Here is a 15,598-nt window from a genome sequence, read left to right on the forward strand (position 1 = left end):
TATGGGAAAGAATAAATTTTTAATATCATTTCTATTAATGATAATTGGTTTTGTTTTAAATGGAATGGCTTGGTCAACAATTATTAGCCATCCTTATAATTCCATTTGTCTTGTTTTAGGTTTAGTATTATCTTTTCTTGGATTTATATTGTTTATTTATTGTTTAGTAAAAAAATAAATAAAAAACCCGACAGGTTTTTAAAACCTGTCGGGTTTGAATATAATTTGTGGTTAAAAACTATAAATCAAATCCAATTTTTACGCCCAATTTATTAGCGATAATAGTCGTGATTCGTTGTTTCAATTCAGGTATTTTGATGTTTTCAATTACAGAATTCGAGAAAGCGTACATTAATAATGCTTTGGCTTCTTTCTTTGGAATTCCACGTTGTTGCATGTAGAACATAGCAGTTTCGTCCAATTGTCCAACAGTACAACCGTGAGAACATTTTACATCATCAGCAAAAATTTCCAATTGTGGTTTAGCGTTGATAGTTGCTTTGTCGCTCAAAAGGATGTTGTTGCTTTTTTGGAATGCATTTGTTTTTTGAGCTTCTTTTTCCACATATACTTTTCCGTTGAAAACTCCAGTAGAACGATCAGTGAAAATTCCTTTGTAATCTTGAAAACTTTCGCAATTTGGCGATGCATGGTTTACCAAAGTGTAATGGTCAACGTGCTGTTTGTCCCCTATAATTGTGATTCCGTTTAAAGTGCTTGTCAATCTTTCTCCAAAGTGGTAAAAGTTCAAATTGTTTCTGGTCAAGTTTCCTCCAAAAGAGAAAGTGTGAACCGAAACGTGGCTTTCCTGTTTTTGGGAAACATAAGTATTGTCAATCAAATTGGCTTCCAGATTGTCATTTTGAATTTTGTAATAATCCACAATGGCTCTTTTTTGAGCAAAAATCTCAGTAACCGAATTGGTCAAAACCGGATTGTTATTCAGGCTTTGGTGACGTTCGATGATTTGAACATGTGAGTTTTCGCCAACAATAACCAAGTTTCTTGGCTGTACCAAAAGTGCGGTTTCGTTTCCTGTAGAGAAATACATGATTTCGATAGGCTTATCGGCAACTTTGCTTTTTGGGATGTTGATATACGCTCCTTCATTGGCGAAAGCCGTATTTAGAGAAGTCAAACTCTCATCTTTACTGGCAATTTGATTGAAGTAAGAATCAATAACCATTTTGTATTTTGGCTTGTTCAATGCCGATGACATTAAGCAAACATCAACTCCCTCGTGAGTCGTTGAAGATAAATGCGAGCTAAAAACACCATCAACAAAAACAACTTTGTAAGTGTCTATTTCGTGTAAAAAGTATTTTTTTACGTCGCTATATTGAATAGCGTTCTCAGTTTTTGGAAAAACGGTAAAGTCATTTTTTAAAATGGCACTTAGCGAAGTGTATTTCCAGCTTTCTTCTTTTTTGGTTGGGAAACCTTTATTTTCAAAGTTTTTTATTGCTAAAGTTCGCACGTCATGAAGTTCGGAATGAACATCGACACGCTCTTCAAAAGCCATAAAAGACGATAGTAATTTTTCTTTTAATTCCATTTTTTATTTAGGTCTTAAAGTTGAAAGTCAAAAGTCGAAAGACTCAAGATTGTCAACTATTCTTTATGTTTATAAGTCTTAAAAGTTTTAAAGTCAAAGCAAATTGTTTTATGACATTTGACATTATGACTTTGGACTCAAATATTTAATAAAACCACTTAACAATTTTGATATCTCTGTTATTGATTCTAAAAGTTTTTCAAACTCTTCTTTTGTAATATAATTTAAATCAAAGGCCAAATATAATTGAGAACGAACTTCACCTGCCGAAGCTTTGGCAACATATAAAAAATAAATAAACTCCTTATCTGTATTTCTTTCAAAACCTTCAGCAATATTGGAAGTTATCGAAATAGATGCTCGTCTAATTTGTCTGGTAAAATCAAAGTCTTTTTTAAAGTTTGAATTTTCAGTAATTATGTAAATTCTTTTGTTTAAAACTCTTGCCTTTTGCCAAGAATTAATTTCTTCAAAAGAATTAAACTTACTCATTTACGGTTTTTTTACTTTACAACTTTAGACTTTACGACTTTGGACTTAATTTAATTCTCTGCTTTAATCCAATCGTATCCTTTGTCTTCCAATTCGTGTGCAAGCGATGCGTCACCAGATTTCACGATTTTTCCGTTGTAAAGAACGTGAACAAAATCAGGAACGATATAATCCAATAATCTTTGATAGTGCGTGATTACAACTACTGCATTTTTCTCGCTTTTCAATTTGTTTACACCATTGGCTACAATACGAAGCGCATCAATATCTAATCCAGAATCGGTTTCGTCAAGGATAGCTAATTTTGGCTCTAACATTGCCATTTGGAAAATCTCGTTACGTTTTTTCTCTCCTCCAGAAAATCCTTCATTTAATGAGCGAGAAAGAAATTTCCTGTCGATTTCCAATAATTCAGATTTTTCACGAATCAATTTCAGCATTTCATTTGCTGGCATTTCTTCCTGACCTTTAGCTTTACGAGTTTCGTTAATTGCAGATCTCATAAAGTTGGTTACCGATACACCTGGAATTTCTACAGGATATTGGAACGAAAGGAAAACTCCTTTGTGTGCTCTTTCTTCTGGAGCTAATTCGGCAAGATCGTCTCCGTCCAAAATTACTTCACCATCAGTTACTTCGTAGTTTTCATTTCCTGCAATTACAGCTGATAAAGTACTTTTTCCGGCACCATTAGGTCCCATGATGGCATGAACTTCTCCTGCTTTTATTTCAAGGTTTATCCCTTTTAATATTTCCTTGTCACCTATTGAGGCGTGTAAATTTTTTATACTTAACATTTGTTTTTTTAATTTTAAAAGAATTTCAAATTCTCTTTATGACAAAATACTATTTATGTGTTCCTGGTCTTTTATTGTTTGATAGGAAAAATGTTGTTCTCCTAGATATTTCATTCCTAAATAATTTGCAGATAATCGAAAGGGTAAATGAAAATCATAATCTAATTTATCATCATCAGAATTTGAAATAACAAACATTTCTTTACCTCTGAATTTTCGACCTATTTCCTTTTCTGTTCTAATTAAATCTGAAAACCGATCGAAAAATACTTTCATTATACCACTCATAGCATACCAATATACAGGTGTAGCAAAAATTATGGTATCATATTTTTCCAGTATCGATTTTATTAAACACAAGAAATCATCTTCGATATTCTTACTTTCATAATCATAGTAGGAAATAGAATAATCTTTTAAATCAATAATATCTGCATTTATTTGATTAGAAATTTTATCTGCTATTTTAGAAGTATTTCCATCACTTCTAGAAGAACCTACTATAATAACTTTTTTGTTTTCCATTTTCAAATTAACCGACACTTCCTTCTAATGAAATTTCCAATAATTTTTGAGCTTCAACAGCAAATTCCATTGGCAATTTGTTCAAGACATCTTTACTGAAACCGTTTACGATAAGTGCAATTGCTTTTTCGGTTGGGATTCCACGTTGGTTGCAATAGAAAACCTGATCTTCACCAATTTTACTGGTTGTCGCTTCGTGTTCTATTTTGGCCGATGGATTTTTACTTTCAATGTATGGAAAAGTATGTGCGCCACAATTGTTACCCATTAACAAAGAGTCACATTGCGAAAAGTTTCTGGCGTTTTCAGCCCTTGCACTAATCTGTACTAAACCTCTATAGCTGTTTTGTGATTTTCCTGCAGAAATTCCTTTGGAAATAATAGTTGATTTACTGTTTTTACCCAAGTGAATCATTTTGGTTCCTGTATCTGCTTGTTGGAAATTATTGGTAACGGCAATTGAATAAAATTCACCAATTGAGTTATCACCTTTTAAAACAACAGAAGGGTATTTCCAGGTAATTGCAGATCCTGTTTCCACTTGTGTCCAAGAGATTTTTGCATTGTTCTCACACAATCCTCTTTTAGTCACAAAATTGAAAACCCCGCCTTTACCTTCTTTATTTCCTGGATACCAGTTTTGAACGGTAGAATATTTTATTTCAGCACCTTCCAATGCAATTAATTCAACAACAGCTGCGTGTAGTTGATTTTCGTCACGGGTTGGAGCGGTACATCCTTCTAAGTAAGAAACATAACTGCCTTCGTCAGCAACTAATAAAGTTCTTTCAAATTGCCCTGTTCCTGCCTGATTGATTCTGAAATAAGTGGAAAGTTCCATTGGACAGCGAACGCCTTTTGGAATATAGCAGAAAGATCCGTCTGAGAAAACAGCTGAATTCAATGCTGCATAAAAGTTGTCTTTTTGAGGAACAACTGTACCAAGATGTTTACGAACTAATTCGGGATGTTCTTTAATAGCTTCGGAAATACTCATAAAGATTATTCCTTTTTCAGCCAATGTCGCTTTGAAAGTTGTTGCTACCGAAACGGAGTCAACCACAATATCCATAGCGATATTGTTCATCTTTTTTTGCTCATCGATTGAGATTCCTAATTTTTTGTACATTTCCAAAAGTTCTGGATCTACATCGTTAAGAGTTTTGTTTGGGTCTGCTTTTTTAGGAGCTGAATAATATGAAATAGCCTGAAAGTCGGGCTTTATATAGTTAACATTTGCCCATTCCGGCTCAATCATTTCCTGCCAAGCGCGAAAAGCTTCAATTCGCCAATCGGTCATCCATTGTGGCTCGTCTTTCTTTTGGGAGATTGCTCGAACAATATCTTCGTTTAGACCAATAGGAAAAGTTTCAGATTCTAATTCAGTATAAAATCCGTACTCGTATTCTTTGGTCTCTAATTCGATTTTTAAATCGTCTTCGGTGTATTTACTCATTTTTAAGTCTTAAAGTTTGAAAGTCAAAAGTTTGAAAGTCAAGCTAGTCTTTCGACTTTATGACTTTCAACATTGGACTAAAGGGAGAATGATTCTCCACAACCGCAGGTCCTGTTAGCATTTGGATTATTAAAGACAAATCCCTTGCCATTTAACCCTCCAGAAAACTCCAAAATTGTTCCTGCTAAATAAAGGAACGATTTTTTTTCGACTGCAATTTTTATTTCGTTGTCTTCAAATATTTTATCATCTTCGCCTTTGTTTTTGTCAAATTTCAAATCATATGACAAACCAGAGCAACCACCGCTTTTTACACCTACTCTTACGTAGTCTATAGCAGCATCATAACCATCATCTTTCATCAAATCGATGATTTTCTTTTTGGCAGTATCAGAAACTTGTATCATCTTAGTTTTTTTTATTTTTTTAGAATTAAATAACTTATTGTGAGTTCTGTAGTCAGCACAATTTCTGTAAGCTTCTTTATATTCTAATATTTATTTCGTCTAAATTAACTGCAAAGATACTATATAAAATGCTTTTTTTCATAACTGATAACATTTATATAACTAATATCAAAATAGGAATTTGTTATATAAAATTAGATTTCTCAATTAAAAAAGATATATTTATGTCCTATTAACAAACAAAATAGTACTAATAAAGATGGAAGAAACATTACACACCCCAACAAACTATCAGCTTGAGTTTAATGGAAAAGGAAGCGAATTTTTTAGCGTTATTATTGTCAATTGGCTATTGACAGTTCTTACTTTAGGGTTTTATTACCCATGGGCCAAAGCAAGAAAATTGCAGTTTTTATACGGCGAAACGTCTTTGAATGGCGATTCTTTTTCATTTCATGGAACTGGTAAGGAAATGTTTAAAGGTTTTATAAAAGCAATACTTATAATAGGAGTTCTTTACGGATTATTCTTTTTATTCCTTTATCTCCAATTACCAATTTTGGGAATTGGAATTCTTTATTTAGGCATTTTGGCGCTATTGCCATTTGCAATCCATGGTTCTTATAGATATAGAATGTCCAGAACTTCTTGGAGGGGAATCCGTTTTGGCTATAGAGGAGACCGAAAAGAGTTTAGTATAAATTTCTTTAAATGGCTTTTGTATACTATTTGTACTTTTGGAATATACGCCTCTTGGATGTCTATTAATATGAGAAATTATGTATTAGGAAATATCCGATTCGGCGATGTTGAATTTAATAGTAATGGTGATGGCGGTGATTATTTTATGCTGAATCTTAAGGGGTATCTCTTAACGGTAATTACTTTAGGAATATACTCTTTTTGGTGGCAAAAAGATCTTTTTGAATATTACATCAATAATTTAAGTCTGAGTAAAGACGATAAAGAAATAGCCTTGAATTCAACCGTGACAGGTGAGGGTTTTTTTGGTCTTGCAATTGTAAATATATTAATAATCATTGGCACGCTTGGCATTGGTTATGCATGGGTGGTTACCAGAACGATGAAATATATTTTTGAAAATATTGAGATGGAAGGAAATATTGATTTGAATCTATTGCTGCAGACCGAAGAAAATTATAAAGATGCTACAGGCGAAGATATAGGTGATTTCCTCGACATGGATTTTGTGATGTAATAGGATGAAAGAAAAAACTAATGCAGTCTTCTTTGACGGAGAATCAGCAATTCCGAAGGATATTGAATTAATTCTCGACATTGAAAAAAATGTTCTTGTTTTTGAAACGGAGAATAATCAGCAGCACACTTGGAATCTGAATGAAATTAATTTTCAAATAAAATCAAAGAATATGAACATTGAACATGGAAATGATCCTGTTCAAAACATCAAAATTAATAATAGCGATTTTACAGCAAAACTTCAGTATTTAAGAAAAAAACGCGGCAATCAGAGCTGGTATCATAAATTAATGGATATGGGAATCAAAGCCCATATCCTTTTTACCGTTTTCATTTTTGCGATTATTGGATTGGGCTACTTGTATGTCATTCCTTGGGCAGCAGAAAAAGCAGTGATAATCATTCCAGAAGATTATGATTCTAAGTTAGGATCCACCTTTTTTGATCAGAATATGCTGTTTAGCGATGTTGATGCCGAGAAGACAAAAGCATTAAATTTATTTGCAAAGGAGCTGCATTTAAAAAACACAAAAAAATTAAAATTCACTGTTGTAGATTCGCCAATTGTAAATGCTTATGCACTGCCAGACGGGAACATTGTTGTTTTTTCAGGCATACTTAAGACCATGAAAAATTATGATGAATTAGTGGGTCTTATTGGTCATGAAACGGCCCATGTGAATCATAGGCATTCAATGAAAATGGTATGCAGAAATCTATCTGGCTACATATTTATATCAGCTATTTTAGGAGATGCGAATGGGATTATGGCAACAATTGGAGACAATGTAAATAATTTGCAGTCACTGTCTTATTCAAGGAATTTTGAGCATGAAGCAGATGTTGAAGGTTTCGAAATTGTTGCTTTAAATAAAGTAAATCCAAAAGGGATGTCGAATTTATTCAAACGGCTGCAAGACGAAGAAGTTGTGACTATTCCTGAATTTTTAAGTTCGCATCCAGTTACAACCGACAGAATTAACGATATCAATGAATTGATTAAAACAAGACCTTTTCAATTTGAAGATAATTTAAAATTAAAGAAGCTGTTTTTAGTCATTAAAAATTAAAGTAAGCCTGAATTCAAAAATGGATTCAGGCTTTTTTTATTGGTTTGATTTTTGAATTCGTTCCAAAATAGTTTTAGATTATTCTTGAATCGCATACATTTGGTATAAATTCAACACTAAGTATTATGAAACTTTATCCAATAGAAACAGGTAATTTTAAACTAGATGGCGGCGCAATGTTTGGCGTGGTACCAAAAACCATTTGGAACAAAACCAATCCCGCCGATGAAAATAATCTCATTGATATTGCCGCACGCTGTCTGCTGATTGAAGATGGTAATAGATTGATTTTGATTGACACCGGAATGGGGAATAAACAGTCAGAGAAATTTTTTGGATACTATTCGCTTTGGGGAATGCATTCTATGGATAAATCTTTGGCGCAGTACGGTTTTCACCGAGACGATATTACCGATGTTTTTATGACGCATCTGCATTTTGACCATTGTGGCGGAAGTGTGCAGTGGAACAAAGATAAAACGGGTTATGAACCTGCTTTTAAAAACGCTAAATTCTGGACCAATGAAAACCATTGGGAATGGGCGACAAAACCAAATGCACGAGAAAAAGCATCTTTTTTATCCGAAAATATTCTGCCGATGCAGGAAAGCGGACAGCTTCATTTTATTTCAAAACCAGAAAGTGATTTTGAGATTTCTAAAGAGCTGGGATTTGGAATTTTTTATGTTGATGGTCATACCGAAAAAATGATGATTCCGCATATTCAGTATCAGGACAAAACCATTGTTTTTTGTGCCGATTTATTGCCTACAGCCGGACACCTGCCCTTGCCGTACGTCATGGGATATGACACGAGGCCTCTGCTGACAATGCCTGAAAAATCAAAATTTCTGAACACCGCCGCCGATAATAATTACTATTTGTTTTTGGAACACGATGCGCATAATGAAATTATAACTGTTGAGCATACCGAGAAAGGGGTGCGATTGAAAGAGCGGTTTAGCTCTTCGGATATTTTCTAAGACATAAAAAAACCACATTTTCATTAGTTAGAAAATGTGGTTTTTTTGTTTAACAAAATAGAATTACTCTACTATAACTTTTTTGACAGAAGCTGCGTCCTGATTAATTAGGTACACGAAGTAAACTCCTTTTGGAAGCCCTGATAAATTAATTGTATTATTTGTATTGGCAGAATCTAAGGTAAATGTTCTTACTAATTGTCCTGATACATTATAAACTGTTGCTTTTTCAAGGATAATATTATCAATGTACAATTCTTCTTTGGTAGGATTTGGATAAACCGCTATTTTGTCAAAAATGGCTTCAGAAATTCCTAGCCATGAACAACTTGTACTATAAGTAGCATAGAAATTTTTTTTGTTTGGCCAGTTTAAATTCGAATAGTCAACATCATCTACTTGAATGCAGATTAAATTTAGATTTTCTGTAAAATCAATGTGAGTATCACCAAAATTAACATTCTTTCCGTTCTTCAAATTTAGGTTTGCTAATCGATTTGAATTACAAATTAAGTAATTTAGATTAGTATTCATAGAAATATCTAAACTCGTTAATTGATTATAACTACAATTTAATAAATCTAAAAGAGTATTCTTAGAAACATTTAAATTAGTTAATTGATTAGCTATGCAAAATAAATCTTTTAAAGTGGTATTCTTAGAAACATCTAAATTTGTTAATTGATTATAATCACAAGATAGACTCCGTAACGCTATATTTTTACTAACATCTAATGCTGTTAATTGATTAGAATTACAATTTAAGACACTTAAATCAGCATTCTTTGAAATATCTAAATTCGTTAATTGATTAAAATCGCAAAATAAGCTCTGTAAAGCCACATTCTTTGAAAAATCTAAATTCGTTAATTGATTATAACGGCAAAATAAGTTCTCTAAAGCAACATTTTTGGAAACATCTAAATTCTTTAATTGATTATTGTCAAAAAGTAAGTCCTTTAAAACAGGATTATTGGAAAGATTTAAATTCGTTAATTGATTAGAATTGCAACTTAAACTTGCTAAAGCAACATTTTTAGAAACATCAAGAGTAGTTAATTGGTTTTCCTCGCAAAATAAATGTATCAAACTCACAAAATTCTGAATTCCAGTTAAATCTGTAATATTGCTACTTGAAACATTCAAATAAGTTAATGAATTGATACTAGAAGTCAATACTTTCCCATCTGCCACACCAGAGTCGATCCTAAGTGCAATTAATTTGTTTTCGAAATTCACATCTGGAATAAGTGTGTATTGTGCAAACGAAGGTAATGATACTAAAAATAGCAAAAAAAGTAATTTTATTTTCATAGATAAAGGTTTTGGATAAATTTTAACAAGAATACGGAATATTTTTTTCTTACAAAATTCATTTATATTGATTATAATTTCATGAATTTTATTTTACAATAAAAAAACGCAGGAGTTGGCGGCTACTTTAAGTATATAAAAAACCACATTTTCATTAGTTAGAAAATGTGGTTTTTTTGTTTAACAAAATAGAATTATTCTACTATAACTTTTTTGACAGAAGCAGCATCCTGATTAATTAGGTACACGAAGTAAATTCCTTTTGGAAGATCTGATAAATTAATAGTATGGTTTGTATTGGCAGAATCTAAAGTAAATGTTTTTACTAATTGTCCAGACACATTATAAACTGTCGCTTTTTCTACAGCAATGTTTAGAATATTAACTTCTCCTTTTGTTGGGTTTGGATAGACAGCCGCTTTATTAAATTGAGAATCTTCAATACCCAAAGTACAAGTTTCAGAATAACTGGCGATAGCGTCTTTTGCTCCTGCCCAATTGTTGTTTGAATATGTTACATCATCAACTTGTATGCAAGTTAAGTTTGGATTCCCTGACAATCTTATATTAGGATTTGTTAATAAAGTGTTTTTTGAATTTTTTAGGTTCAGATTCGAAAGGTTGTTTGAAGAACAATCTAAATTAATTAGAGTTACATTTTTTGAAACATCTAAAGTAGTTAATTGATTTTCTTGACAACTAAAAGTATACAGAACTAAGATTTTAGAAACATCCAGAGTGGTTAATTGATTTTGATAACAAGTAAAAGTATACAAAGTTAAGTTTTTAGAAACATCAAGTGTTGTCAATTGATTGGAGTAACAGTGTAAGTCTTGCAATTTTACATTATTAGAAACATCTAGAAATGTTAATTTATTGATAGAGCAATCTAAATAGCCTAAATTCAAATTGTTAGAAACATCTAGAGAAGTTAATTGATTGTGGGAACAAGATAACCAATTCAAAAGTACATTTTTAGAAATGTCTAGAGTAGTTAATTGATTGAAATCACAGTTTAACTCTGTCAGAGCTACAAAATCCTGTATTCCAGTTAAATCTGTAATATTGCTACTAGAAACATCCAAATAAGTTAATGAATTGATACTAGAAGTCAATACTTCCCCATCTGCCACACCGGAGTCAATCCCTAATGTAATTAATTTATTTTCAAAATTCACATCTGGTATTGCGGTGTATTGAGCATAAGTTGATAATGATACTAAAAACAGTAAAAGAAGTAATTTTGTTTTCATAAATATTTTGGATTTTTTTTGCATTTAAACAATTTTGCAATAGTATTATTTTTCAGCAATATATTGTTAAAAGAACTCAATCTATTTAAAGTTTAAAATGTATTATTTGAAGTTTGTAGAACAGAGAATTATAATATTAGTATTATTATTTTAATAAGATATTGATGAAAGTAAAATTCATAAGCATTGAGCATAAAGAGAATGGCTTGTGATTAAAAGAGCGATTCAGTTGCATGGATATTTTATAAAACTAAAAACAACATTTTCATTAGTTTGAAAATGTTGTTTTTTAGTTTTACTAATTTCATTACTCTACTATAACTTTTTTAACAGAAGCAACATCCTGATTAATTAGATACACGAAGTAAACTCCTTTTGGAAGCCCTGATAAATTAATAGTATTATTTGTATTGGCAGAATCTAAAGTAAATGTTTTTACTAATTGTCCAGATACATTATAAACTGTCGCTTTTTCTACAGCAATGTTTAGAATATTAACCTCTCCTTTTGTTGGGTTTGGATAGACAGCCGCTTTACTAAATTGAGAATCTTCGAGACCCAAAGTGCAAGTTTCAGAATACATAGTTGTTGTTTCTTTAATCTTGGACCAATTTGCGTTTGAATAATCAGCGTTATCCACTTTTATACAGCCTAAAGTAGTAATTCCCAAAAAGGTTGTTCCTCCGGTGCTGGACAATTTTTTGTCTGTTATCGATTTCACGATAAAATTATGGTTGTTTCCATTTTGCAGATTTATGTATACAAGCGGGTTACCAGTGACATATAGAATTTGAAGTTTAGTGTTTTTAGAAAGATCTAAAATAACCAGCTGATTATTACTGCAGTCTAAAATGTTTAGTGCTGTAAAACTTTCAATTCCGGTTAAATCTTTGATATTACTATTTGAGAGGTCTAAAGTGGTAACTGCGCTTATGTCTGCTATAGTAATTTTTCCGTTTAAGCCATCAGTGTCAATTCCTAAATCAATTAGCTTTTGTTCAAAATTTGAATCGGGAATATAAGTAAATTGATTTGAATTTTGGCAGTCTGTATTAAAATTAGCCGTAGCATCTTTTTTAGTAGACCAATTTTCATTAGAATAATTAATATCGTCAACTTGAATACAGCTTAAATTCGGATTTATTTTAAAATTTAGATAGGCAAGGTTGGTATTGTTCCCATTTTTCAAATTCAAATTCGTTAATTGATTAGAATTAGAATATAAACCGACTAAGGCTGTATTGACGCTTACATTTAAAGTGGTTAACAGATTTTTTGAACAATTTAAAAATTCCAAAGCTTTATTTTTGCTTATATCCAAATTTGTTAATTGATTAGACTGACAATACAGCTCTGTAAGAGTACCGATAGTCGAAACATCCAAGTTGGTTAATTTATTTTCGCGGCAATCAAGAAGTTTCAATGCAGTATTTTTACTTACATCCAAAGTGGTTAGCAGGCTGGTATTGCATCCCAAAAATATTAAATCAGTATTTGCACTTACATCCAAAGTACTGATTTGGTTTGAACCGCAATCTAATTTTTTTAAAGCCTTATTTATTTTTACATCCAAAGCCGTTAATCGATTTGAATAACTGCTTAAAGTATCCAAAGCAATATTTTTACTTACATCTAAAGTCTCTATTTTGTTGTTGTTACAATCTAAAGTTTTCAAAAATGTATTTTTGCTTACATTCAATGCTGTTAATTGATTTTGATTACAGTACAGATCCGTTAATTGTGCAAAGTCTTGTATTCCTGTTAGATCTGAAATGGAACTATTGCTAACGTTTAAATGTGTTAAGGTACTAATTTTGGATGTTAGGACTTTCCCATCGGTACTGCCGCTGTCGATTTCCAAATCAATTAATTTTTGTTCAAAGTTTGAATCAGGAATTAAAGTAAAAAGATCATTATTTACAGGTGCAGGTGTATATAAACCTGTTATTTCTTCCTGTGTAAGCACGCGATTCCAAATACCGATATCATCAATAGCACCTTCAAAATAGTTGTCTAATTTATTTCGTCCTATTCTAAAAAAAGTATTAAAACCGTTTGTATATAAACTGGCTGTTCCGCCCATTTTATATACTCCGTTTATATATAAGGAGTAATTGTTATTTGTTTCATCAAAAGTCATTGCAAAAAATGTCCATTCATCGTTAAAATAATTTTCCTGAGATGAAAAAGTTTTAGAATCAAATTGCATATCTAAATAGCCTTTTCTATAAAAACTGATTTTAAACCAATAATTAGGGTCATTTATATTTCCATAATTTAAAAGACAAAAATCTGATTCTGCAGAATTAATTGGATCAGCCATTTTAAACCAGCCTGTAATTGTCCGCGATCCTCCTTTAAGAGGATAATTAGCAATATCGGATTCAATGTTGCTGCTTGTACCATTAAAAAAGTAAGCACTATTGCTTTTACCGAATCTATCTTCTGTTAGAGTAACATCGGTGGCAATTCCATTATTTCCTTTTCCGCTTGTATCATTAGCATTTCCGGTAAAAGGATAATAAGCAAGCAAGCCATTTGTTGGAATTGGTTCATTTGCTGACACGGTTGTTATTATTACATCGACAGCTGTTCTTGAACTTTCGCAGCCGTTGATTGTTTGCGAAACATAATATTTACCTGTCTTCAGTGCAGCCGATAAATCTAAAGCTGTCCCATCTGTAATGTCATTATACCATTGAATATTAGCTCCGACAGCCTGTAAATTGGTAACTGTGGCGCCAGTATTGAATGTCTGTGCAGCTGCGGTAGGAGGAGGTGTATAATTTACCGTAATAATAATAGTATTTGAAACTGTACAGCCATTGAAGTCTTTTACGTATAGTTCATAAGTTCCTGGCGATAAGTTAGTGAATACATTCGAAGGTTGAAAAACCATATTCGAAATTCCATATTGATAGGGTGCCGTTCCTCCATTCGCAATAATGGTTATAATTCCGTTATTGTTCCCATTACAGTCTGTATTTGTACTTGTTGTTGTAGCAAAAAGAGGACTTGGCTCTATAATGACAAAACTCTTAGTGATTGATAACATATTAGCATCTGTAATCGTACAAGAATAATCACCAGCTTTCAATCCAGTAATTGAGGCTGTTGTATCTCCATTTGACCAAAGGTAGGAATAAGGTGCTGTACCGCCCGAAATGGACGCTATATATGCCGAACCTCCGTCATAATTTATACAGCTTATGTTAATTTGCTTTGTCGTTACTATTAATGAACCTATACAATTTAATACTGTCGGTACATTTTTATCAATAGACGTTTCGTCACCCAATTGTCCTAAGGAATTGCTTCCCCAGGTCCACAAACTTTCGTCTGTTTTTATAGCCACTGTGTGGACAGAGCCTCCATCAATCATTTGCCAGTTATTTTCTGTTCCTATTTGTAACGGAACAAGACTATTGATCTTTGTGCCATTCCCAAGTTCTCCATCAGAGTTAAAACCCCAAGCCCATAAAGTACCGTCTGTTTTTACAGCAATCGTATAGTTAACTCCTCCGTCGATAGTTTTCCAATCGGCAGATGATCCTATTTGTGTTGGCACAAGTTTATTCGTTGTAGTACCATCTCCTAATGCCCCGTAAGTATTATCTCCCCAGGCCCATAAGGTTCCATCTTTTTTTATAGCAATTGTATGATCACTTCCTGCACTTATTGTTTTCCAATTGTTTTCTGTTCCTATCTGTACTGGAGAAGTTTTTTTTGTTGTAGTGCCATCTCCTAATGTTCCGTATGTATTATTTCCCCAAGTCCATAATGTTCCGTCTTTTTTTAAGGCAACCGTGTGAAGTTTGCCAGCTGCTACTAACTGCCAATCATTAGCTGTCCCTACTCGTGTTGGAGTATTTCTGTCTAAGCTGTTACCAATTCCTAATTGACCAGAAAAATTATTTCCCCAAGCCCATAAGGAGCCATCTGTCTTTAGTGCGGCTGTGTGACCATGCCCAGTCACTATTGTTTGCCAATTCTTTGCTATTCCTATTTGCTGGGGAGCATTAAAATTGGTAGTAAACGAACCATTACCAATTTGCCCTAGTCCGCCATATCCCCATGCCCATAATGAACCATCTGTCTTTAGTGCAACTGTATGACCCCATCCTGCAGCGACTGTTTCCCAATCGTTATCTGTTCCCATTTTTGCGGGGGCATTTTTACTTGTTGGTGAACTATTTCCTAATTGTCCTTGGTCATTACTTCCCCATGTCCATAAGGTGCCGTCTGTTCTTACCGCAGCTGTATGACTGTAACCGGCAGCCATTGTTTTCCAGCATTGCGCTTTTGTATGAAAGTATGAAAGCAGGATAAGAATGAATAGTAAAGTTTTTTTCATAGAATAAAGATTTGGGTTGTTTAATAGTATTTTTAATATTTGGAGTTTGTATTTAAAAAGTAAATCTATTGTTTGGAACTAAGTTGATTAGAGAGAATAAATCGATAGTAAATAATGTAAATATAATGAGTAATTTTGTTTTCATATATACAGTTTTTTTGCATAGCAATA

Annotated in this window: 12 protein-coding genes; 3 read left to right on the forward strand and 9 right to left on the reverse strand. The window is 32.6% G+C overall.

Annotation, left to right across the window (positions count from 1 at the left end; all coding sequences use genetic code 11):
- Positions 1 to 238 precede the first annotated feature (238 nt).
- The 6 genes from sufD to C8P67_RS10440 all read right to left on the reverse strand — a co-directional run bounded on the left by sufD (position 239) and on the right by C8P67_RS10440 (position 5,232).
- Positions 239 to 1,555, reverse strand: a complete 1,317-nt coding sequence (gene sufD / locus C8P67_RS10415; protein ID WP_115813064.1) for a Fe-S cluster assembly protein SufD — start codon at positions 1,553 to 1,555, stop codon at positions 239 to 241.
- A gap of 123 nt (positions 1,556 to 1,678) precedes the next feature.
- Positions 1,679 to 2,047, reverse strand: coding sequence for a four helix bundle protein (locus tag C8P67_RS10420; protein WP_115813065.1), 369 nt, complete (start codon positions 2,045 to 2,047; stop codon positions 1,679 to 1,681).
- Between the two features lie 50 nt (positions 2,048 to 2,097).
- Positions 2,098 to 2,844 (reverse strand): Fe-S cluster assembly ATPase SufC, encoded by a 747-nt coding sequence (gene sufC, locus C8P67_RS10425; RefSeq protein WP_115813067.1) that lies wholly within the window; start codon positions 2,842 to 2,844, stop codon positions 2,098 to 2,100.
- A gap of 36 nt (positions 2,845 to 2,880) precedes the next feature.
- Positions 2,881 to 3,369 carry a flavodoxin family protein gene (locus C8P67_RS10430; RefSeq protein ID WP_115813069.1) on the reverse strand — a complete coding sequence of 163 codons (489 nt, stop codon included), beginning with the start codon at positions 3,367 to 3,369 and terminating at the stop codon, positions 2,881 to 2,883.
- Positions 3,370 to 3,376: 7 nt separating this feature from the next.
- On the reverse strand, positions 3,377 to 4,825 hold the full coding sequence (gene sufB, locus C8P67_RS10435) for a Fe-S cluster assembly protein SufB (protein WP_115813071.1): 1,449 nt from the start codon (positions 4,823 to 4,825) through the stop codon (positions 3,377 to 3,379).
- A gap of 77 nt (positions 4,826 to 4,902) precedes the next feature.
- Complete coding sequence (locus C8P67_RS10440) at positions 4,903 to 5,232, reverse strand: HesB/IscA family protein (RefSeq protein WP_115813073.1); 330 nt, start codon at positions 5,230 to 5,232, stop codon at positions 4,903 to 4,905.
- Positions 5,233 to 5,491: 259 nt separating this feature from the next.
- Here C8P67_RS10440 and C8P67_RS10445 point away from each other — a divergent pair, with 259 nt between their 5' ends.
- The 3 genes from C8P67_RS10445 (at position 5,492) to C8P67_RS10455 (ending at position 8,506) form a co-directional block, all read left to right on the forward strand.
- Complete coding sequence (locus C8P67_RS10445) at positions 5,492 to 6,451, forward strand: YjgN family protein (protein WP_115813075.1); 960 nt, start codon at positions 5,492 to 5,494, stop codon at positions 6,449 to 6,451.
- Between the two features lie 4 nt (positions 6,452 to 6,455).
- On the forward strand, positions 6,456 to 7,523 hold the full coding sequence (locus C8P67_RS10450) for a M48 family metallopeptidase (protein ID WP_115813077.1): 1,068 nt from the start codon (positions 6,456 to 6,458) through the stop codon (positions 7,521 to 7,523).
- A gap of 125 nt (positions 7,524 to 7,648) precedes the next feature.
- Positions 7,649 to 8,506 (forward strand): MBL fold metallo-hydrolase, encoded by an 858-nt coding sequence (locus tag C8P67_RS10455; protein WP_115813079.1) that lies wholly within the window; start codon positions 7,649 to 7,651, stop codon positions 8,504 to 8,506.
- Between the two features lie 63 nt (positions 8,507 to 8,569).
- Here C8P67_RS10455 and C8P67_RS10460 read toward each other — a convergent pair whose 3' ends face one another.
- The 3 genes from C8P67_RS10460 to C8P67_RS10470 all read right to left on the reverse strand — a co-directional run bounded on the left by C8P67_RS10460 (position 8,570) and on the right by C8P67_RS10470 (position 15,427).
- Positions 8,570 to 9,820 carry a T9SS type A sorting domain-containing protein gene (locus tag C8P67_RS10460; RefSeq protein WP_115813081.1) on the reverse strand — a complete coding sequence of 417 codons (1,251 nt, stop codon included), beginning with the start codon at positions 9,818 to 9,820 and terminating at the stop codon, positions 8,570 to 8,572.
- Between the two features lie 194 nt (positions 9,821 to 10,014).
- Positions 10,015 to 11,073, reverse strand: a complete 1,059-nt coding sequence (locus tag C8P67_RS10465; protein ID WP_245980419.1) for a T9SS type A sorting domain-containing protein — start codon at positions 11,071 to 11,073, stop codon at positions 10,015 to 10,017.
- Between the two features lie 307 nt (positions 11,074 to 11,380).
- Positions 11,381 to 15,427 (reverse strand): RCC1 domain-containing protein, encoded by a 4,047-nt coding sequence (locus C8P67_RS10470; RefSeq protein ID WP_115813085.1) that lies wholly within the window; start codon positions 15,425 to 15,427, stop codon positions 11,381 to 11,383.
- Between the last annotated feature and the right edge of the window lie 171 nt (positions 15,428 to 15,598).

The organism is Flavobacterium aquicola, assembly GCF_003385115.1.
In the GTDB taxonomy this organism is placed as follows: Bacteria; Bacteroidota; Bacteroidia; order Flavobacteriales; family Flavobacteriaceae; genus Flavobacterium; species Flavobacterium aquicola.